The sequence below is a fragment of the Pectobacterium atrosepticum genome, from assembly GCA_019056595.1.
Taxonomy (GTDB): domain Bacteria; phylum Pseudomonadota; class Gammaproteobacteria; order Enterobacterales; family Enterobacteriaceae; genus Pectobacterium; species Pectobacterium atrosepticum.
This window is the reverse complement of record CP036163.1, coordinates 1,212,885-1,234,022: the sequence shown is the minus strand read 5'-3', so window position 1 is coordinate 1,234,022 and position 21,138 is coordinate 1,212,885. Positions and strand designations below refer to the sequence as shown.

Here is a 21,138-nt window from a genome sequence, read left to right as displayed (position 1 = left end):
TTGTGCGCGTACTTTATTTTCGGTTAACAGGAGCGTTTATGAGCGAGGTATTACCTCTGATAACCCGCCGTGGCGATCGCATTGCGTTCGTGAGCGGATTACGCACCCCATTTGCCCGGCAGGCAACGGCCTACCATGGCGTACCTGCCATCGAGTTAGGGAAGCTCGTCACCAGTGAGTTACTGGTTCGAACCGGTATCGATCCTGAGCTGATCGAGCTACTGGTGTTTGGGCAGGTGGTCCAAATGCCTGAAGCGCCGAATATCGCCAGAGAGATCGTGCTTGGTACGGGCATGAGCGTGCATACCGATGCGTATAGTGTTTCCCGCGCTTGTGCCACCAGCTTTCAGGCTGTCGCTAATGTGGCAGAAAGCATTATGGCGGGTACGGTGGAAGTCGGTATTGCTGGGGGCGCGGATTCCTCTTCTGTGCTACCCATTGGCGTCAGTAAAGCGCTGGCCAGAACGCTGGTGGATATGAACAAGGCCCGAACGCTGGGCCAGAAGTTGAGGCTGTTGAGCGGCCTGCGTCCGAAAGACTTGCTCCCGGTTGCGCCCGCCGTGGCGGAGTATTCCACTGGGCTGCGTATGGGGGATACTGCGGAACAGATGGCAAAAACCTACGGCATCACGCGTGAAGAACAGGATGAACTGGCACACCGCTCGCACAAGCTGGCCGCACAGGCCTGGGAATCTGGCGTGCTGCGGGATGAAGTGATGACGGCTTACGTCCCCCCTTACGAGAAGGCGTTGAGTGAAGATAACAACGTGCGCCATGACTCCGCCATAGAGCAGTATTCGCGTTTACGTCCGGCGTTCGATCGCCGACACGGTACGGTGACGGCGGCAAACAGCACGCCGCTAACGGATGGCGCAGCGGCAGTCTTGATGATGAGTGAATCCAAGGCCAAAAGTCTGGGGCTTACGCCGTTAGGCTATCTACGCAGTTATGCATTCAGTGCCATCGGCGTGCAGCGTGATATGTTGTTGGGGCCTGCCTATGCTTCCCCGCTTGCGCTGGCAAGAGCGGGTGTGGCGTTGGCCGATCTAACGCTCATTGATATGCACGAAGCCTTTGCTGCCCAGACGCTGGCAAATCTGAAGCTGTTTGCCAGCGATGAATTTGCTCGGAATCAATTGGGCAGAAATGCCGCGCTGGGTGAGGTGGATCGCGCTAAGTTCAACGTATTGGGTGGCTCTATTGCCTATGGGCATCCTTTTGCTGCCACTGGCGCGAGGATGATTACCCAAACGCTGAATGAACTGCGCCGTCGCGGTGGCGGGCTGGGATTAACCACCGCCTGCGCGGCAGGCGGGCTGGGCGCTGCAATGGTACTGGAGGTGACGCCATGAACGATCAACAGCCTTTCTCCGTTACAGCATCGCCTACAACGGAAAAAACATCTGCATTTTCCCTCACCATTCGGCCGGACAATATCGGTGTGATCAGCATTGATGTCCCCGGCGAGAGGGTGAACACGCTAAAGAGTGAATTTGCAGAACAGATCCTCTCGGTCTTTGAGTTGGCGCGGCAGCATGCGACGCTCAGGGGGCTGATTTTTATTTCCGCCAAGCCTGATTCGTTTATTGCTGGTGCGGATATCACCATGTTGAATAAGTGCAGCAGCGCCGAGCAGGCCGAAAATCTAGCCAAGCAAGGGCAGGAAACGTTTGATCAGATTGCAGCGTTACCTTTCCCCGTGGTGGCTGCGATTCATGGTGCTTGTTTAGGTGGTGGGCTGGAATTGGCATTAGCCTGCGACTATCGCGTTTGCTCTCTGGATGAAAAAACGGTGCTGGGGCTACCGGAAGTGCAGCTTGGCCTCCTTCCTGGATCGGGCGGAACGCAGCGTTTGCCACGCTTGATTGGTCTGGATAGCGCACTGGATCTTATTCTGACGGGTCGCCATCTCCGGGCGGGTCAGGCGCTACGGCAGGGGCTGGTTGATGAGGCGGTTCCGCACGATATTCTGCTGGATACGGCAGTCGAGATTCTCAAAAAAGGAAAACGCAAAGCGGTGCCGCTGGGCTGGCGTTCGCGTCTGCTGAACAGTCCGGGTATTCGTCATTTGCTTTTCAAAATGGTGAAACGCAAGACTCGCGCGAAAACACATGGCAACTATCCCGCTACTGAAAAGATCATTCAGGTGGTACGCCGGGGAATAGAAAAAGGCCGGGAAGAAGGGTATCGGCATGAGGCGCGAGCGTTTGGAAAACTGGTGATGACGCCGGAGTCTGCCGCACTACGCCACTTGTTTTTTGCCACTAACGCATTAAAGAAAACCTCCGGTGCGGCCTCTGAGGCGAAGCCGATCCATCGTGTCGGCATTCTGGGTGGCGGGTTAATGGGCGGAGGGATCGCCAGCGTGACGGCAACGCGCGGGCAGTTGCCTGTGCGTATTAAAGATATCAATGAGCAGGGTATTAACCATGCGTTGAAGTACAACTGGCAATTATTGACCAAGCGTGTTCAGAGTAAACGGATGAAGCCGACGGAGCGCCAGCGTTTGATGACGTTGATTTCCGGTAGTACGGACTATCGTGGTTTTGAACATGCAGATATCGTTATTGAAGCGGTCTTCGAAGATCTGGCACTGAAGCGGCAAATGATTACGGAGATTGAAGATCATGCCGCGCCGCATACCATTTTCGCATCAAATACCTCCTCGTTGCCGATCCATCAAATCGCGGAGGGCGCGCGTCGTCCACAACTGGTTGTTGGCCTGCACTATTTTAGCCCGGTAGATAAAATGCCGCTGGTTGAAGTCATTCCCCACGCGCACACCAGCGCGGAGACGGTTGCGACGACGGTTGCCCTGGCGAGAAAACAAGGAAAAACCGCGATCGTCGTGGGTGATAGCGCTGGTTTTTATGTGAATCGTATATTGGCACCTTACATCAACGAAGCGGCTTACTGCCTGTTAGAAGGGGAGCCAATTGAATCGATTGACTATGCGCTGGTGCGTTTTGGTTTCCCCGTCGGCCCGCTAGCGCTGCTGGATGAAGTCGGTATTGATGTCGCGACCAAAATTGTACCGGTGCTGAGTGAAGAACTCGGCGATCGCTTTACCTCCCCGCCAGCGTTTGATGCGATTCTGAAAGATGGGCGCAAAGGGCGCAAGAATGGCAAAGGGTTCTATCGGTACAATAAAACGCGCCGTTTCTGGCACTCGGGGAAAGAAGTCGACAGCTCGGTTTATCCGTTGTTGGATGTGACACCGAAGGCGCATATCGATCCTGCATTAATCAGCCAGCGTGCCGTGATGATGATGTTGAATGAGGCGGCGCGTTGTCTGGATGAAGGCGTGATTCAATGTGCTCGTGACGGCGATATCGGCGCGGTATTTGGCATTGGCTTCCCGCCTTTCCTCGGCGGTCCGTTCCATTATATGGATCGTCTGGGGATGGAAACGGTAGTGAAAACGCTATTGGTACTGCAACAACAGTATGGCGATCGGTTCGCACCCTGCGAGCGTTTACTCACGATGCGGGAAGGCCAGCGGACGTTCTATCCGCCAGCCGATAAAGACAATAGCATTAGTTGATCGTGACGTTGATCGTGACGGTGTCTTTATACGTCCCTTCAGGCTTGCTGGCCTGACTGGCGTTAATGCGGGCGGTGTACGGGATATTCTGCGTAATCCCCGTTCCCGCGCCGCTATAATCGTTAGTCTCGGTCCAGGCAATATTCCCAGTACGATAGAGCTGATATTGCAAGTAGTAAGGCGTACTACCGACAGTGGCCGTCATTCTGCGCCAGTTGGCATCGTCGGGATGAGTACTGACGAGCTTGACGGTATACGCGCCCAGCAGCGTACAGCGAACGCCGAGATTATTGTTGACCGCTGCGAAATTGGCGGGAAATGCTGCCGTACCAAAGCTGATATTTGGCGCGCTGGTGATCTGGCAATCATTGGTGATGGTCATGGTGATATTGAGCGTTGAGGTCGTTGATCCCTCATCGTAAGAGCAGAGGCCCAATATGCCCAGTGCACAAAGTCGGTAATCCCATTTGATCGTCACCGTGTCGGTATAGGTCCCGGCGGAAACGTTGCTGCCTATACTGGTGCGGATATAGATCGGCATCGTGCCGTCAGTGGAGTTGAACAGACCGAGTATGTCCAGAAAGGTGGTCCGACTCCAGGTGTAGGTCGAGTTGATGTTATAGAGCGTACCGCAGCCCGAATCCATACACAGGCTGTAAGGAACATAGTCTGTGGTTGTCCCTCTACGCATCCGCATGGTGGTGCCGCTGGGGTTGCTGTCACTCTGTATCGTAGCGGTGATGGTATTGGTACTTGCTAAACTCAACACACTTCCCGTACAGCGAAATCCACTTCCCGATGCCACGACCTGTGGCGTACCGTTAACGCCGACAACGGAAGAACCATAAGGCCCCAGCACGGTGTTGCTGGGCGGCGTGGTACAGGCAGCGTGGCTAAATGGTGCGTAATACAGCGCCATCAGCAGGAAAGCCAGCTGTAACCAACGGGCGGACCGCCGGTTGGTGGCGAAGAGGTGCTGGATTTGCGGTATCGGGGTCAGCATCGTTTTATCCTTTTGAGTCAGTCTGGCAGGTAAGCGGGCCGATGGTCGCCATCATGGCCTGTGATTCCGGCAGTGAGAACGCCACGCGGCAAAGCCGTCCGTCTTCTTGTTTAAAGCGTAAGCGGTTAGACGTCCCCAGATTGGTGAAGTAGGCCAGGCCATCGTAGCCGCTGATCGTGGTGTTGCCGCTTGCTTCGTCTGTTATCCAGGTGCCGATGGTGAGAGGATTACCGTCTGTATTGCGCAGCATAATGTTGGCGGAGCGCACGACATGAACGGGAAATGTCACGACAGTGCCACTGCCTTCTTTTACCGACACGCGGGATTCCACCTGTGGGGTAGTGACGTTAGCTGGCAGTTGTAACGTATCGATTTCCACTTTTGCAGGGTAATTGGACGCGACCCAGGGTACGAGTAAATGGCCGCGGTTATTGGTTTTCCCTACCAGTTGGTTTTCGTACCTTACCGGGACGTCAGGATATCCCTCGGTATCGACAACAATAAAAGCGTCGTTAATACGATTGCTAGGGAAAAGCCCCCCGTTCATGTAGATCAGTGAACCGCTCAGCTCTCCCCACTGAGTGGTATTTCCTGCATTGCCATAGGTCCCGCCAGCTACCATCGCATAAGGGCCGCGCCAGTTCAGCGAACCTTGATGATAGGGAGTCCTTCCTGCACCATACGCGGCGTTCCAGCCGAACCCGCCTTCTGTCGGCGTGGTACGGTTCACCCCGACTCGCGGGGAATAATCACCATTGTTGTCGCGCTGAACCCCAGCATTGACGCTGCCGTTGTTGCCAAAAGGCATCACGAACTGGAGCTGGGCGCTGTAGCCGTTTTCTCCCAGCGCTTTGTTAAAGGCGAGATAGATGGAACTGCCTTGCCACAGCTGTCGGCTGAAAGAGAAATTCAGCAGGCGAGTACGGGTTGAATCGTAGGCGCGTATATCGAAATAACCCACGCCGAACGAGCCATTGCCGTCACCGAATATTTGGCTGCTGATCGTTGCCTGATTGCTTTCTCGGCTGAGACGACCTCCCGTGAGTATGGCCGTTAAATCACGGTATTCTTCGCTGCGAGTGGCATGCTGAACGTTCAGGCCAAATGAGGCGGTGTAGTAGGAATAGCCCGTTGTGTATTGGTGTCCGGTGGCTTCCTGTTCGCTCTGACTGTAGGACGAACTCAGTGTCCCCCAGCGTCCGAGGGTAAAATCCGCCCCTGCACCAAGCAGAGATAGGTCCTTCACTGCTTCGCCATGTGCCGACACCGTGAGTTTATTGGTCAAGCCATACCGATAGATGCCGCTGACGGTAGGATCGTCAGTATAGGCATTATTCTGTACGCCATAATCCTGACGTAAAACGCCAACGGACAGATCGAAATCGCTTAATCCCTCTCTCAGCAATGCGTTGGAGACGTAAAAAGGGATCGTGGTGGAAACCTGCCGCCCTTGGGCGTCTGTAGTAATGACGGTCGCTTCCCCTGCGCCGTTCAGATAAGGCGTATTCGTGAGGGTGAAAGGACCGGCGTTCAGGCTGGTGCTGTTCGCTTTATAGCCATTGATAAATAGGTCCAGCGTGCTGGGCACGGCGGCTGTACCGGTATATTGCAGCATGGGATAGGTCACGATATCCGGGCGAAGACCAAAATTGCGAGCGATACGCAGGCCGCCCATGCGCACCGAGTTGCTCCACGTTAGAGAGTTGCTAATTAGGTCGCCAACCTGATAGGTGATCATGCGTTCGTTATCGTTGTAGCGCCAATAGGTATCGAAACGCTGATAGCCATCTTGCTGTGTGTTACTGCTGCCAGATGTGAAATAGTAGATTCCCGTATTGGATAAGGTTCCGTAGGGGCTGAAAAAGCGCTGCTCCATCCAACTGCTGAGCGAATCGGAATTGCTGCTGGGGGCGGTGTAATACAGGTTATAGTTGAATAACAAACCGGGGCTGCTACGGGCGGGGTAATGCTCCATGTTTTGCCCTCCGCCTTCAACGGATTGCTCTGGTAGCCAGGATGTGGGCACGGTGAGCTTTAGCTGCTGTATAGCCTGATCGTAATCGGCAGTGACCTCTGGCAGTGTGCTGACATTGACGAGCCCCGTGCTTTGATCCGGCAGGCGGACGTAATTCGAACGCAGCGTTGCTGCATCCACATAATAGTTTCCTGCGCGATAGGTGACCGGGACAACCTCGTCATCACCCTGTCCATTAACAGAAAGCGTTAAATAATAAACGGACTCACTGACTGAGGGCATGGCGCGGGGAGGGGCGGGAAGATCGGTATAGTCTTCCGCGAGAATCGTCGCAGAATACAACAGCGCAAACGAGGCATACATGAGCAGGGGCAAGACACCTGTTTTGATCATCATGCCTGACCTCACCATGGCCGCATGGTCAATAAACCTGCCTCTGCCGTTAATCGCTCTATCATTCGCGTTTAATTAAGATGGGGTCGGTGATATCGATCAGATGGGTAAAGAGTTGCATCGCTGCACCCGGGGGCGATATGCCTGCGGGTAGCGGCCAGCGCATCTCTTGCCCCGGTAGCACATAGCCTAAAAAGCCGTCGGTTAACGTAGTCCGGCTTCCTTTCCCGCTTCGGTCGGCGGACCAATAGACGTTGCTCAGGCGGGCATGTACCACACCTCGGTTGCGGACATAAAGATAGTTTTTCCCACCCACTGCGCTGATTCGCCAGCTGAGAACGGGTAGCGTAGGTTGGGTGTCGGCACGCCGTTTATCTGGGCGAGCATGTGTCCAGATGCCTTGACCATCGAGAAACAAAGGCAACAGATAGCGCATCTGAAATTGCAGCCCCATCTGCGGGGAGTTTTGTTGATAGGGCGCGGAAATCTCATCAATGATGATGCGGTAAGCCTGTTCAGTATTGGCGGGAGGCGGGTTGACGCGAATCAGGCGTATCATATTGCGCTTACCCGGCTCCAGCGTCATGAACGGCGGTGTGGCAATCACGTTACTTTGGTCGGCATAACGATCCTGAAAATCTATTTGCTTCCAGGACATGATGCGGATTTGTAGACCGACGGGGGCATTGCCTTTGTTTTCCAGCCACAGCGCCGAGCTGTTCTCATCTGATTCAATGACCTGATAAATCGGCCAAACGAGGATAGAACTTGCGGCAAAGCAAGATAGGCTGATACTGCTCAACAAAAAGACCATTGCCCGAATAAAAAACGTCATTTTCCTTTTCATCCTGTATTTATCCCGTTTTTATTTTTAATAAGTCAGGCTGACGGTCACGTTATCGGTGTAAATCCCCGCGGGAGGCAGAGGCGTGCCGCCAAAATAGCGGGCATAAACGGTGTAAGTCTGGGGCGTCGCTGGAAAAGAGACGATACTGAGCGCCAGCCCCCCCGTTCCCCATACCAGTGTGCGGGCGGCATCGCGATAAAGCTGGTAGGCCAGTAGCCGCGTTCCTGCCGCATTTTTCAGATAACGTTGCGTGCTGCTGCCGCCGTTGGTGCCGTAGTCCAGTTCAATGATGGCGTTAATGCCCGGCGTACAGGTGGCGATAATCGATCCACTTCCGCTTGTGCTGGCAACATCAACGTTTGTCGCTGTGGCCCCGCGTATCCCGAAGCTAAGCGTGCCCATATTGGGTTGACTGCTTGCTGTACTGGTGCCAAACACACAGCCCTTTTGTATGGTGGCTTCGACGTCAAAGGTGCTGCTAACAGTGAGCGCCATCGTCACCGTGGGTAAAAGGGTGCCAAACAGCAGAAGTGACGAAGTCAATACCGATGGAAAACGCATCGCGATACCGATGGCTACTTAGCCTGAATAGCGATACGAGATATGCCTGGAGCCGACTGTGGGGCGTAGGCAGTAAACGCGGAATCGCACATGAGATGTGGTGACATAACGGCTCCTTACTTTGTTGGTCAGAGACCCTAAAAAGGCCAGCATGCGAGCATGCCGGCCTGTAAAAATTACCATTCAATCGTTGCAGTGACGGTGTCGGTATAAGTCCCCGCTGTTGGTGATAGAACGGTTTGATCTGCGGGTAGAATACGTGCGTAGACCGGAACCAACTGTGGGTTGCCCGTTGCGACAATCGCAATACCGGTTGCAGTACCGATTGGTATCTCGGTGGTGCGAGTTGAGTCGCTGTATAGACGATAAGGTACGTTATAGGTCCCTGTACCTGGCGCGAGCCTGCGTAACGATGTGTTGTCATTCGCCCCTGGGCCAATGCTCAATGTTGCTGGTGTGCCGACAGAGCAACTGACCGTAATCCCGTTGCCACTGACGCTGGTGACCTGACTGTCAATATTGGCCGTCAGATCGGAATGGGATCCAAAGCTAATTGTTCCCCATGTGGTGCCTGCGCCTCCACCATTGTTGATCGTGCAGGCGGCCGTAATGGTCAGTGATACGGGGATCTGACCATTAATCGTCACGCTGCTGGCGGTGGGAGAAAGGCCGAATGTGGTGAATAGTGTCGCCAGAATAGGTAATGTTATACGCTTAGAATTCATAACGATTCCTTTATATGCCTCTCACATATTTTCATCGAAAGTGTCTTCACGAAAGAGTCTTGATTTTCGTGAAAACTGCTCGCTACGGTGACTATTACAAAAGAAATCATAACGAGTCGTTTTAATCAGTGCGGATATTTATATGGCATGGATTCGCCGCTCGGGAAAATGCAGAGAATATATTCTCTTTCCTGATAGTCTGAACCACTGACACAAAGATGTCACACTGCTGAAATATATATCGCTATTACTTTCAGTACTTTCCGCATGGTGAAAATAATTTTATAAAGGAAACGTATTGCTAATTTTATCTTCCATGGTGATGAATAATGGGAGGCATATAAGAAACAGAAAGACTCTTTGGGCTTTATCGAAAATTGCACGATGGTCCATAAGTAGAAGAGTAATCTATTTTTATTATATGACCTTATATTCCGTATAATTACCTTGTTTATACCCGTAATACTTCAAGTTGCATGTACGTTGGCTACGTTCAAATACTCGGCCCGTCGTGGGCCTCGCCCTAAAGGGCCGCTGCAAGCAGCGTTCAAATCTGCTCCCAGCAGATTTGTCACCCGAATCACTTACCTGAGTAAGCTCATCGGGATTCATTCTCTTGCCGCCTTCCTGAAACTCGAATTATTTAGGGTATATATAAAATGAAGGATAAAAAAACGCTATATAAGATAAAGATAGAAGTAGAGTGGTTGTTTAACAATATTGCAAAATTGATATGCGTTAAAAAAGTGCAAACCATCTATTTTGGTGTTTTTAGTAGTGTTTTGTGCTGATTTTTTATTTTTAATCTGATTTTTAGTAAAATAAATTGATTTGTTTGTAATTGATTATAATGTCCATCTTTATTTTGTGGATATATCTTCCCAAGACAATGTACTCGGCTAAGTGTCTTTAAACCTTTTATTTATCATGTGATTACTGCAGGTAAATGGGAACAGGTCACGATCCAGACCGAAACATGATGTCAGGCGAGTTTATCAGGGCGAGAAACTCAGGTAACCTACAGAGATAAAGCAGGATAGACCTTACATAATTCGAGTCTCAGGTGCAGGATAATTCATGCATATGTAGCTTGGCTTATAGAGAATATGCTCTAAATAATTCGAGTTGCGTGACAAAACGTTAGCGTTTTGAACAACGCACAAGCAGCTTGAAGTATGGCGGGTATACATCATATATTTCATTAACATAGCGGTGTAATATGCAAGTGTTGATAATGCGTCATGGTGATGCGGTACTTGATGCAGCGAGTGATGCTGTGCGGCCATTGAGCGACGGTGGTCGTGATGAATCTTGTCAGATGGCGTGTTGGTTGAACGAGCAAGATATCGATATTGAGCGCGTTCTGGTGAGCCCTTATTTACGCGCCCAGCAAACGCTCGACGTGGTGAAAAAATCCCTACCTTTGCCGGAAGAAGCGGATTGCCTAAATGAACTGACGCCCGGCGGTGATGCCCAGCTTGTCAGCGATTATCTGCAAACGCTGGCGAGAGAAGGCGTCGGTGCGGTTCTGGTGGTTTCGCATTTGCCGCTGGTGGGCTATTTGGTAGCAGAGCTATGTCAGAATGAATCGGCTCCGATGTTCGCCACGTCTGCTATTGCCTGCGTGAAGGTAGACACTGAATCTGGCAATGGCGTTCTGCACTGGCAAGTTAGCCCAGCACAACTGACTGCGAAACCCTGATTGCTAATCGAGAAGCTCGGAATTCATACGGTATGAGGCGTGTAGCGTGTTACACGCCTCGGCATGCTTGAAGTATGACGAGGGTTATTCAAGCGAAGGCGCTTCCAACGCAACCAGCACTAGCAGCGCCGCATTCCCCCCAAATTCTTTTGGCGCCTGATGAAAAGCCAGCACATCTGGGTGCTGTGCCAGCCACAGCGGCGTTTGTTGCTTAAGGATATGTTTGCCGTGCCCGTGCATCACGCAGGCGCAGTAAACGTGCTCCCGGCGACAGGCTGCCAGCAGCGCACCCAATTCTTGTTTTGCCTGAAGCTGCGTCAGGCCATGTAAATCCAGAAACAGCTCCGGTGAATAATCCCCACGCCGGAGTTTCTTCAATTCATAATGACTGGCGCCAGGGCGGACATAGCGCGTCGGGCCTTCCGTGTCCAACTGCGGCTGAAATTCATCCGAAAAATAAAAACTGGCATCAACCTGTTCTTGTAATGCCCGTTTGGCCGGTAATTCGCCTATTTTCCTGCGCAGCGGTTTATGGGTATAGGTATCCTGACGCAACTTTTTTGTGCCAGTGATTGACGTGCGAAAAAGCTGCAATTCGTCGTCATTCAGCGAATATTTATTACTCATGTTTCATTCATCTTGCGTCAACATTCGAGCAGTTTACCTTGTCTCTCCCCTGTCGCTAAATAAAAGTCTGTATCGGGGCGCGTTCAGTCGGTTATATCTGCTGATTTGTCGCGGGCTTCATGGCAAACTAAGCGACAATTTCCTAATTCAGAACTGTCTGCGGAGGACACCCTTGGACAAAATTTTCGTCGATGAGGCCGTCAGTGAACTTCATACCATTCAGGATATGTTGCGCTGGGCTGTTAGCCGGTTTAACGCAGCCAACGTCTATTACGGTCACGGGACGGATAATCCCTGGGATGAAGCTATACAGCTGGTATTACCTAGCTTGTATCTGCCGCTCGATATTCCTGAAGATATGTACACGTCCCGTTTGATCACTAGCGAACGGCAGCGCATTGTTGAACGCGTGATCCGTCGCGTCAATGAACGTATCCCAGTCGCCTATCTGACCAACAAGGCTTGGTTCTGCGGCCTGGAGTTTTACGTTGACGAACGCGTACTGGTGCCGCGCTCTCCTATCGGTGAGCTGATCAATAACTACTTTGATGAGCAACTGCCAAAAGTGCCAAACCTTATTCTGGATCTGTGTACTGGCAGCGGCTGTATTGCTATTGCCTGCGCTCAGGCGTTCCCAGAAGCGGAAGTCGATGCGGTGGATATCTCCAGCGATGCGCTGGCGGTGACCGAGCAAAATATTCAGCAGCATGAGCTAGAATACCGAGTAACGCCGATTCGCTCTGACCTGTTCCGCGATTTACCGGCGATTCGCTATGATCTGATTGTGACCAATCCACCGTATGTGGATGAAGAAGATATGTCCGATCTGCCGCAGGAATTCCGTTTCGAGCCTGAACTGGGACTGGCGGCGGGCAACGACGGTCTGGATCTGGTTCGTCGTATTCTGGCCTGTGCGCCAGACTATCTTAGCGATGACGGCGTGCTGATTTGCGAAGTGGGTAACAGCATGGTGCACCTGATCGATCAATATCCAGAGGTTCCGTTCACCTGGCTGGAGTTTGATAACGGCGGTGACGGCGTGTTTATGCTAACCCAATCTCAGCTGGTTGATTGCAAAGAGCATTTTAGCGCTTACCGTGATTAAACGGTCATAACGATATTCATCAGCCTTACTGTTTGTGCATCAGCTCAGACGGTAAGGCAGAAACAGAACACATGCGAAGGAGTTGTGATGGCAGGCAACAGTATTGGGCAATTTTTCCGCGTCACTACATTTGGTGAATCCCACGGTATTGCTCTGGGATGTATTGTTGATGGCGTACCGCCGGGTATTCCGCTGACGGAAGCGGATTTGCAACACGATTTGGATCGCCGCCGTCCGGGGACATCCCGCTATACGACGCAGCGCCGCGAGCCTGATCAGGTCAAGATTCTGTCCGGCGTTTTTGAAGGCGTGACAACAGGGACCAGCATTGGTCTGTTGATTGAAAACACCGATCAGCGTTCTCAGGATTACGGTGCGATTAAAGACGTCTTTCGCCCCGGTCATGCCGATTACACCTACGAGCAAAAATACGGCCAGCGTGATTACCGTGGTGGCGGCCGCTCTTCTGCGCGTGAAACCGCGATGCGCGTTGCCGCCGGTGCTATTGCGAAGAAATACCTGCAACAGCAACACGGTGTGAAGGTTCGTGGCTATCTGTCACAGATTGGCGATGTCACCTGCGAGCTGAAAGATTGGGAACAGGTTGAGCAAAATCCGTTCTTTTGCCCAGATATCGATAAGCTGGACGCATTGGATGAACTGATGCGAGCGCTGAAAAAAGAGGGCGACTCCATTGGTGCGAAGGTCAGCGTCGTGGCGGAATCGGTGCCTGTTGGGTTAGGCGAACCGGTCTTTGACCGTCTGGATGCCGACTTGGCTCACGCGCTGATGAGCATCAACGCAGTGAAAGGCGTTGAAATTGGCGATGGTTTTGCGGTTGTCACTAAACGTGGCAGCGAGAACCGTGACGAAATCACACCGGAAGGCTTCCAGAGCAATCATGCTGGCGGCATTTTGGGCGGGATCAGCAGCGGTCAGAACATTGTCGCGCATCTGGCGTTGAAACCGACCTCCAGCATTATGGTGCCGGGGAAAACGATCAATCGTCAGGGTGAAGCGACTGAAATGGTCACGCGCGGGCGTCACGATCCGTGTGTGGGTATTCGTGCAGTGCCGATTGCCGAAGCGATGATGGCGATTGTGTTAATGGATCACCTGTTGCGCCAACGCGCACAGTGTGGGGATGTGAACAGTCAGGTTCCTCGCTGGTAAAAATAATGAAACAAGGGTTAATCGGGGTTCTCGCGCTGGCGCTGGGTGCGACGCTGTTGTCGAGTGCGGTATGGGCGAAAACGCCCTGGCAGGAGATCGCGCATCCGGTCGCGGGTACGCCGCAGTCAATTGGTAGTTTTTCCAATGGCTGTATTATCGGTGCCCAGCCATTGCCGTTGCAGTCTCTGGATTATCAGGTGATGCGCGTCGATCAGCGCCGCTATTTCGGTCACCCCGATCTTCTGGCGTTTATTCACCGCCTGAGCACCGAGGTGAAGCGCACGACTTCAGGGAATGTGCTGGTGGGGGATATGGGAATGCCTGTCGGTGGACGTTTCAGCAGCGGCCACGCCAGTCACCAATCCGGGCTGGATGTGGATATCTGGCTGCAATTACCCCGACAGCGCTGGAGTGAGCAACAGTTGCTGAAACCGCAGCCTATCGATTTGGTTAACGCCAGCGGACTTAACGTCAACCCGCGCGTTTGGCGACCGGAAGTTACTACGTTGATCAAGACTGCCGCTCTGGATAGCGACGTGACGCGCATCTTCGTCAATCCGGCGATTAAAAAACAGCTGTGTGCCGAAGCAGGTCACGATCGTGACTGGTTGCGTAAAGTACGCCCTTGGTTTGCGCATCGCGCGCACATGCACGTGCGTTTGCGCTGCCCGGCAGACAGCCTGGAGTGTCAGGAACAAAGCGAACCACCCATCGGTGACGGATGCGGTGCTGAGTTAACCAGCTGGTTCCAGCCGAAGCAGCCTAGTAGCGAAGCGCCAGAAAAAACGACGCCGCCACCGTTGCCGCCTTCTTGTCAGGCATTACTCGACAGACATTTTGCCGCGAGATAACGAATAACGATGGATTGGTTAGTGCTTGGGCCAGACATGCTGGTCGTGCTGTTTTTTGTTGGGGCGTTGGCCGGGTTTATTGATTCGATTGCAGGTGGCGGTGGGTTATTGACGATCCCTGCCTTGCTGGCGGCGGGCTTGTCTCCGGCGCAGGTACTGGCAACGAATAAGCTTCAGGCCGTCGGCGGATCCTTTTCCGCCAGCCTGTATTTCATTCGTCGTCGCGCGGTGAATCTGGGTGAGCAGAAACTGGCTATTGCGCTGACATTTATCGGTTCCACCTTTGGTGCCTGGCTGATTCAGCAAATCCACGCCGATTTTCTACGTCAGCTGTTGCCGTTTCTCATTATTGGCATCGGCCTCTACTTTTTACTCACGCCCAAAATCGGCGATGAAGATCGGCAGCGTCGCCTGTCGCCGCTTCCGTTTGCGATTGTAGCAGGCGGCTGCGTCGGCTTTTATGACGGTTTCTTTGGCCCCGGTGCTGGGTCGTTTTACGCCCTGGCCTTTGTCACCCTATATGGCTTCAATCTGGCAAAAGCGACGGCGAATGCCAAAATCCTGAACTTTACCTCCAACTTCGGCGGGCTATTGTTTTTTATGCTCAGCGGAAAAGTGGTCTGGGTGGTCGGGGGTGTGATGCTGATCGGACAGATCCTCGGTGCGCGGCTTGGTGCCAAAATGGTGATGACGAAAGGGCAAAAGCTGATTCGTCCTATGCTGGTGCTGGTTTCCGCCATTATGAGCAGCAAGCTGATTTATGACAGTCATGGGCATGCGATTGCTGCCTGGCTGGGACAATTTTTATGACAACAATTTTATGATAACAACAGATAACATGACAACAACGCACCATTATCAACAACTGGTTGATATTTTTAATGATTGTTTTGGCGATGAATACAATACCCGTCTGATAAAAGGTGACGATGAGCCTATTTATCTGCCGGCGGATAATGACATTCCGTATCACCGGATTGTGTTTGCCCATGGTTTTTATGCCAGCGCGCTGCACGAAATTTCCCACTGGTGCATTGCCGGCGCACAGCGGCGTTTGCAGGTCGACTTCGGCTACTGGTACTGCCCCGATGGCCGCGATGCCACGACGCAAAGCCAATTTGAAGTGGTGGAGATCAAACCTCAGGCCTTCGACTGGCTATTCTGCGTCGCAGCGGGCTTTCCGTTTAACGTCAGCTGCGACAATCTGAACGGCGACGGTGAGCCAGATCGTATTGATTTCCAACGACGTGTGCATGCGCAAGTGATGCAGTATCTGGACGAAGGGATTCCTGCGCGCCCAGCAAGCTTTATTCGCGCGTTACAATCGTTTTACAATACGCCACCGCTGACGGCGGCGAGCTTCCCGTATCCAGCCGATCTGTGGTGAGCGGGAACTGCAAAAAAATTGAGGATAAGAAATGATCGCAGAATTTGAAACGCGCATTCTGGCGCTGATTGATGACATGGTAGAGCATGCCAGCGACGATGAGCTTTTTGCCGGTGGCTATTTGCGTGGTCATCTGACGGTGTCGGTTGCAGAAGTGGAAGAGCACGGTGAACACACGCTTGAAGCTCTGCATATGCGCGTTAGTAACAGCATTAATAACGCGATCAAAAACGGTGAACTGTCACCGCCGGATCAGGTGCTGGTTAACGGAATGTGGGAACGTCTGTTCCAGCAGGCGCAAACTAGTACGCACTGATTTCATCTGTGCTAACCGCCAATTTGTCAGTGCTGGCTCAGTAGAGCCAGCACATCCTCTTCCCCATTAATCGTGTGTTACGGGTTTGCCTTTCAGCAGTTTCCTTATCCAGAATCTATTCGGATTTAGCGCAGCGAGCGTGTCACGATCCAGCGGTAGTGGTTCGGCATACATCTGCGAAGCCAAAATTTCCGCTGCGAGTGGGGCAGAACATAGCCCGCGTGAGCCTAGCGCACCGATAATAAACAGATCCTGCCAATAAGGTGCGCTTGACACTGTGTCGGCGCGGTGCTGTGGATGCAGCCGATTTTCATACTCTTTCAGCGTTTGCTCATAGTTCGGAACGGCCCCAATTAGCGGCAGATGGTCACGTAGCGCGCAGCGAACGCCTTGACGAGCCTGCGCATCGCTGATATCGACGGTTTTGGCCCAGTCTGCATTAGGCAAACAATTCAGCAACCGTTGACGGTTCTCCTGTTGTTCTTCCTCCCGATAATCACCGTGCGCTTGGCCGCGTAGGTAGCTCGCCCCGATACAGTGCGTTTGATGTTGCGGACTCACCGGCGTCAGGTAGCCGTCGTAGCACAACACATGCTTTAATTGCCCTAGGACAGGGTTAGTCGGGATGTGGCTAACTTGCCCACGCACGGCGTAGCCGGGCAAATGGCGGGTTTGTGGCCAGTCGGTAATGTGGTGACCATTCGCCAGAACCACAACAGCATGGTTGACCTGTTGACCCGCACTTAAGGTGAGCGCCCAGCCGCTGTCCGTTTTTTCCAGCGCTGAAACGGCGGTACTCATCTGTACCGACAGGCCGTTCTGCTGTGCCAGCTTCAGTGCAGCAGCTGTTAGTTCTGCCGGACACAGCCAACCGCCGTCGGGATAGGTGATGCCATTTACCCCGGGATTCAGGCCACTCTGTTTTTCCAGTTGCTGTGCATCCACGCTAACGACTAGCTCTTCCGGCCATTCCCCTTGCAAAATCTGTTCGATTTTACGCGCGCTTTTTTCATCCCAGGCGAGCTGGCTGACGCCGCACCACTGGTGTTCAAATTCAAGCCCCTGTTGCGCCAGCGCCGAGTAGCTGCGGTGGGCAAAGTCAAAGGCGAGCGAGAAAAAGCGGGACACCGCATCGTGTCGGTTATTCAGCAGAGGATACAGCGCGCCCTGACGATTGCCTGATGCGCCGGTGGCAGGCTGTGACTCCGCGCAGTAGAGCGTGACGTTTGCGCCGCGCCGTTGCAAAGCCAGTGCAGTAAGCACGCTGGCGATGCCGCCGCCAATAATCGCAATATCGTCAGTCGTGCTGGCAGCGGGACGTGAATACCACGGTGTCGGCGAGGTAATGGGCAGTGTATCGGGAAGGAGGCCGCTTAGCATCTCCCGCTTCTGTCCGAAGCCTTTGACTTTACTGACGTGAAAGCCCGCCTGTTGTAGACCGCGTCGGACAAAGCCTGCGGCGGTAAAAGTGGCGAATGTCCCTTCTTTACGACACAGACGTGCCATCGCCTGAAACAAATTATCCGTCCACATATCTGGGTTTTTGGAGGGCGCGAAGCCGTCCAGAAACCAAGCGTCAACCTGATGGTTCTGGGTGTCATCCAACTCAGGCAATATGACGTTGACGTCACCGAACCATAAATCGAGCGTGATGCTGCCTTGCGCCAGAATCAGACGGTGACAACCCGGCAGCGCCAACGGCCACTGCTGGCGCAACTCATCCGCAAATTCTGCCAGCTCCGGCCACTGCGCGTGTGCGGCAGCCAGATCGTGCTGACGCAGGGGGAATTTCTCGAAGCTGATGAAATGCAGATGTCGCAGTGTTGCCTGCGGCTGCTGTTGACGAAAGTGAGCAAAAGCTTGCCACAGCGTAAGAAAATTCAGACCGGTGCCAAAGCCGGTTTCCGCTATCACGCAGGCTGTGCGCGGGTGCGTGCCGAATCGTTCAGGAAATTGATTGCCCTGTAAAAACACATAACGGGTTTCGGCCAACCCATCCTGATTCGAAAAATAGACGTCATCAAACTGTTGCGATACAGGTGTACCCTGAGCGTTCCAACTTAACGATGCGTGTTGGATGGGAAGGTTAGCCACGGCAAAAGCTCATTATTCAAGTGATGACGAGATTTTAACGAGCTGAATATCGTGGTGCAAATTTAGCAATAATTTCGCGATAGTTCGGCTGATCGGACTTGTTCAGCTTACAACTGTACGCTAAAGTGCGAAGCGAAATCCCAAACTCTATAAGTGGAAGAAGAGGTATTAAATGAAACGTGCAGTGATTACTGGCCTGGGGATCGTATCAAGCATTGGTAATAACCAGCAGGAAGTTCTGGCATCATTGCGGGAAGGCCGCTCGGGTATTACTTTCTCTCAAGAGCTGAAAGATTCCGGCATGCGTAGTCACGTCTGGGGGAATGTCAAACTGGACACCACTGGCCTCATCGACCGCAAAGTTGTGCGTTTTATGAGTGATGCATCGATTTATGCCTACTTATCCATGGAGCAGGCGATTAAAGATTCTGGGCTGTCTGATGAGGTGTATCAGAATAACCCGCGCGTAGGCCTGATTGCCGGTTCCGGCGGTTCTGCGCGTTATCAGGTATTTGGTGCTGATGCGATGCGTAGCCCGCGTGGTCTGAAAGCCGTTGGCCCTTATGTGGTGACCAAATCAATGGGTTCTGCGGTATCTGCCTGTCTGGCAACACCGTTCAAAATTCACGGTGTGAACTACTCCATCAGCTCTGCCTGTGCGACTTCTGCCCACTGCATCGGCAACGCGGTTGAGCAAATTCAGATGGGTAAACAGGATATCGTGTTCGCCGGTGGCGCTGAAGAACTGTGCTGGGAACTATCCTGTGAATTTGATGCCATGGGCGCACTGTCTACCAAATACAATGAGACGCCAGAAAAAGCCTCCCGTACCTATGATACCGGTCGCGATGGTTTCGTGATCGCAGGCGGCGGCGGTATGGTCGTGGTAGAAGAATTGGAACACGCGCTGGCGCGTGGTGCGCATATCTACGCAGAAGTGGTCGGCTACGGCGCGACGTCTGACGGTGCGGATATGGTTGCGCCATCAGGTGAAGGTGCGGTGCGCTGTATGCGGATGGCGATGAACGGTGTTGATACGCCGATCGATTACCTGAACTCTCACGGTACTTCTACGCCGGTTGGCGATGTGAAGGAGCTGGGTGCGATTCGTGAAGTGTTTGGTGATAACTCGCCTGCTATCTCTGCGACGAAAGCGATGACCGGTCATTCTCTCGGTGCTGCAGGCGTTCAAGAAGCCATTTACTCCCTGCTGATGTTGGAACACAGCTTCGTTGCACCGAGCATTAACATAGAAAATCTGGACGAGCAGGCCGCTGGCCTGAATATTGTGACTGAACCGATGGAGCGTAAACTGACCACGGTGATGTCTAACAGCTTCGGTTTCGGTGGTACGAACGCGACGTTGGTGATGAGAAAACTCGATAAATAATCGGCTTTTCACACAGAGATTATCATTCAAATAAATAAAACCCCGCAGGCACAAGCCGCGGGGTTTTTGTTTTTTGGATGGTGGCAGTGATGATGAACTGCAATCGTAGCCGAACCGGTATGGCGCTTAGATCAGCACCCAGAGCAGAAACGCAGCTATGCAGGTACTGACAATCACCAGAAACATCGGCTTATGGAACAGGGATTGCCAACTGAGCGGCAGCGAGGCAATCAACGGGTTAAACAGCGGATGCAGCAACTGTGAGGTTGCCGTCCAGTCCGTTTCCTGTGAGCGCTGAATACGTTGTGTAAACAGGAACGTCAGCAGATCGCTGACCTGCATCGGCGTCAACGGGGTTTGTAAGCCGATATTGAAGCGATTCTGTGTGTAATCCATCAATAATTGCTGTTCCTGCGTGGTCATTGGCTGCTGTAACAGAGCCTGCAACGGAGCAAGGTTCGGGGAAAGCAGCACGTTCTGTGTCGGCAGCGGCTGTGATGATAGATTCGTTGTTGATGCTTGATTTGCGTTTGCCGTGCTAGCGGTATTGGCTGTCAGCGGTTCCGGCGACGCGCCAGCCGTTCCTGCATGGGTCTGCGTTCCTTGTGGCGTCAAGGTGGTGCGAAGCAGCGTCTGCGTCTGTTGCAGCTCAACTTGTGCTTGCAGGAATTGCGTGAGCAGCGGCAGATGCTTTAACGGGATCGCGTCGCCTACGTTAAGATTCTGCATCATCATCAGATTGCTCAACACTCTCGCTGGCTGTTCCCCAGTCATAGTTGCTAACCGGGTGACTAACTGATTCAAGCCGCGTTGTTCCACTGGAGAGAGCGGACGTTCGGGCGAATTGGCAGCCTGAGCCGCTTGCGGCGCTGTGGCTGATGCCGTTGACTGCGGAATTTGCCCATTTTGCAGTAGCGTAACAACCTGCTGTAGCTGTGTTTTATTCAGCGCGCTTAGCGTGGTGCTGCCGAACTGCTGCCGGATGAAATCACTGACTGCCTGACGATTATTGCCCTGAGACAGCATATCTGTCAGACGTTGGAGCAACGGCTGGCGGCCGCTGTTATCTTGCGCCTGTGTTAGACGCGTCTGAAGTATCTGCTCGGCCGGTTGGTAGTGGCGGGACAGCAGCTCATTATTTTCTGCCAGCCCTAACCCCTGTTTTACCGTCGTCCAGACTTCTGCTGCCTTTGACGTTGTTAGCGCGGCAACTTTAAGCACCAGATTTTCCAGCGTCGTGCGCTGCGCCAGCGTTAATGGTCGATCGCCGTTGGTGGAACCTGCGGCGTTAGAGGATGATGTTGAGGTCGACGATGTGGTTGTCGGCATAACCGAGCGTTCGCCGGGCAGCGGGGCACCTGGGCCACTTACAGGTTGCATATCGGTTATCCTCACTGCCGTCATGATTGAGATGAATCATAGCAATCTCCCGTGACGGCCGATAG

Annotated in this window: 18 protein-coding genes; 10 read left to right on the top strand and 8 right to left on the bottom strand. The window is 52.9% G+C overall.

The features are described 5' to 3' along the window. Positions 1 to 38 precede the first annotated feature (38 nt). Together fadI and fadJ are read left to right on the top strand one after the other, a co-directional pair. The gene (gene fadI / locus DCX48_06210) at positions 39 to 1,352 is read left to right on the top strand and encodes an acetyl-CoA C-acyltransferase FadI (protein QXE14139.1); all 1,314 of its coding nucleotides are present in this window, start codon (positions 39 to 41) and stop codon (positions 1,350 to 1,352) included. Next, positions 1,349 to 3,544: a fatty acid oxidation complex subunit alpha FadJ gene (gene fadJ, locus DCX48_06205; GenBank protein ID QXE14138.1), complete on the top strand. Its 2,196-nt coding sequence runs from the start codon at positions 1,349 to 1,351 to the stop codon at positions 3,542 to 3,544. Before fadI ends, fadJ begins: the two co-directional genes overlap by 4 nt. Here the strand turns inward: fadJ and DCX48_06200 are convergent. The 5 genes from DCX48_06200 to DCX48_06180 form a co-directional block, all read right to left on the bottom strand. Then, positions 3,537 to 4,547 (bottom strand): SCPU domain-containing protein, encoded by a 1,011-nt coding sequence (locus DCX48_06200; GenBank protein QXE14137.1) that lies wholly within the window; start codon positions 4,545 to 4,547, stop codon positions 3,537 to 3,539. The two genes, fadJ and DCX48_06200, sit on opposite strands and share 8 nt — an antisense overlap. A gap of 4 nt (positions 4,548 to 4,551) precedes the next feature. Then, positions 4,552 to 6,918, bottom strand: a complete 2,367-nt coding sequence (locus DCX48_06195; GenBank protein ID QXE14136.1) for a fimbrial biogenesis outer membrane usher protein — start codon at positions 6,916 to 6,918, stop codon at positions 4,552 to 4,554. A gap of 58 nt (positions 6,919 to 6,976) precedes the next feature. Next, positions 6,977 to 7,750 carry a molecular chaperone gene (locus DCX48_06190; GenBank protein QXE14135.1) on the bottom strand — a complete coding sequence of 258 codons (774 nt, stop codon included), beginning with the start codon at positions 7,748 to 7,750 and terminating at the stop codon, positions 6,977 to 6,979. Between the two features lie 36 nt (positions 7,751 to 7,786). Continuing rightward, a complete protein-coding gene (locus tag DCX48_06185; GenBank protein QXE14134.1) occupies positions 7,787 to 8,323 on the bottom strand; it encodes an SCPU domain-containing protein in 537 nt (178 codons plus the stop codon). A 176-nt stretch (positions 8,324 to 8,499) separates the two neighbouring features. Next, positions 8,500 to 9,048: an SCPU domain-containing protein gene (locus DCX48_06180; protein ID QXE14133.1), complete on the bottom strand. Its 549-nt coding sequence runs from the start codon at positions 9,046 to 9,048 to the stop codon at positions 8,500 to 8,502. A 1,219-nt stretch (positions 9,049 to 10,267) separates the two neighbouring features. Here DCX48_06180 and sixA point away from each other — a divergent pair. Beyond that, positions 10,268 to 10,750 (top strand): phosphohistidine phosphatase SixA, encoded by a 483-nt coding sequence (sixA, locus tag DCX48_06175; GenBank protein QXE14132.1) that lies wholly within the window; start codon positions 10,268 to 10,270, stop codon positions 10,748 to 10,750. Positions 10,751 to 10,834: 84 nt separating this feature from the next. Here the strand turns inward: sixA and smrB are convergent, their stop codons facing one another. Beyond that, a complete protein-coding gene (gene smrB / locus DCX48_06170) occupies positions 10,835 to 11,377 on the bottom strand; it encodes an endonuclease SmrB (protein QXE14131.1) in 543 nt (180 codons plus the stop codon). 172 nt (positions 11,378 to 11,549) lie between these two features. Here smrB and DCX48_06165 point away from each other — a divergent pair, with 172 nt between their 5' ends. The 6 genes from DCX48_06165 (at position 11,550) to DCX48_06140 (ending at position 16,209) form a co-directional block, all read left to right on the top strand. Beyond that, the gene (locus DCX48_06165) at positions 11,550 to 12,482 is read left to right on the top strand and encodes a 50S ribosomal protein L3 N(5)-glutamine methyltransferase (protein ID QXE14130.1); all 933 of its coding nucleotides are present in this window, start codon (positions 11,550 to 11,552) and stop codon (positions 12,480 to 12,482) included. An 87-nt stretch (positions 12,483 to 12,569) separates the two neighbouring features. After that, complete coding sequence (locus DCX48_06160; GenBank protein ID QXE14129.1) at positions 12,570 to 13,655, top strand: chorismate synthase; 1,086 nt, start codon at positions 12,570 to 12,572, stop codon at positions 13,653 to 13,655. Positions 13,656 to 13,660: 5 nt separating this feature from the next. After that, entirely contained in the window at positions 13,661 to 14,506 is an 846-nt protein-coding gene (locus DCX48_06155) for a penicillin-insensitive murein endopeptidase (protein QXE14128.1), read from the top strand. A 9-nt stretch (positions 14,507 to 14,515) separates the two neighbouring features. Then, on the top strand, positions 14,516 to 15,316 hold the full coding sequence (locus DCX48_06150) for a hypothetical protein (GenBank protein QXE14127.1): 801 nt from the start codon (positions 14,516 to 14,518) through the stop codon (positions 15,314 to 15,316). Between the two features lie 28 nt (positions 15,317 to 15,344). Next, entirely contained in the window at positions 15,345 to 15,893 is a 549-nt protein-coding gene (locus DCX48_06145) for an elongation factor P hydroxylase (GenBank protein ID QXE14126.1), read from the top strand. Positions 15,894 to 15,924: 31 nt separating this feature from the next. Then, positions 15,925 to 16,209, top strand: coding sequence for a YfcL family protein (locus DCX48_06140; protein QXE14125.1), 285 nt, complete (start codon positions 15,925 to 15,927; stop codon positions 16,207 to 16,209). A gap of 66 nt (positions 16,210 to 16,275) precedes the next feature. Here DCX48_06140 and mnmC read toward each other — a convergent pair whose 3' ends face one another. Continuing rightward, a complete protein-coding gene (mnmC, locus tag DCX48_06135) occupies positions 16,276 to 18,303 on the bottom strand; it encodes a bifunctional tRNA (5-methylaminomethyl-2-thiouridine)(34)-methyltransferase MnmD/FAD-dependent 5-carboxymethylaminomethyl-2-thiouridine(34) oxidoreductase MnmC (GenBank protein QXE14124.1) in 2,028 nt (675 codons plus the stop codon). A 172-nt stretch (positions 18,304 to 18,475) separates the two neighbouring features. On the opposite strand from mnmC, the gene DCX48_06130 reads away from it, so the two are divergent. Continuing rightward, positions 18,476 to 19,693 carry a beta-ketoacyl-ACP synthase I gene (locus DCX48_06130; GenBank protein ID QXE14123.1) on the top strand — a complete coding sequence of 406 codons (1,218 nt, stop codon included), beginning with the start codon at positions 18,476 to 18,478 and terminating at the stop codon, positions 19,691 to 19,693. 126 nt (positions 19,694 to 19,819) lie between these two features. Here DCX48_06130 and DCX48_06125 read toward each other — a convergent pair whose 3' ends face one another. Next, the gene (locus DCX48_06125; GenBank protein QXE14122.1) at positions 19,820 to 21,073 is read right to left on the bottom strand and encodes a flagella biosynthesis regulator Flk; all 1,254 of its coding nucleotides are present in this window, start codon (positions 21,071 to 21,073) and stop codon (positions 19,820 to 19,822) included. Positions 21,074 to 21,138: the final 65 nt, after the last annotated feature.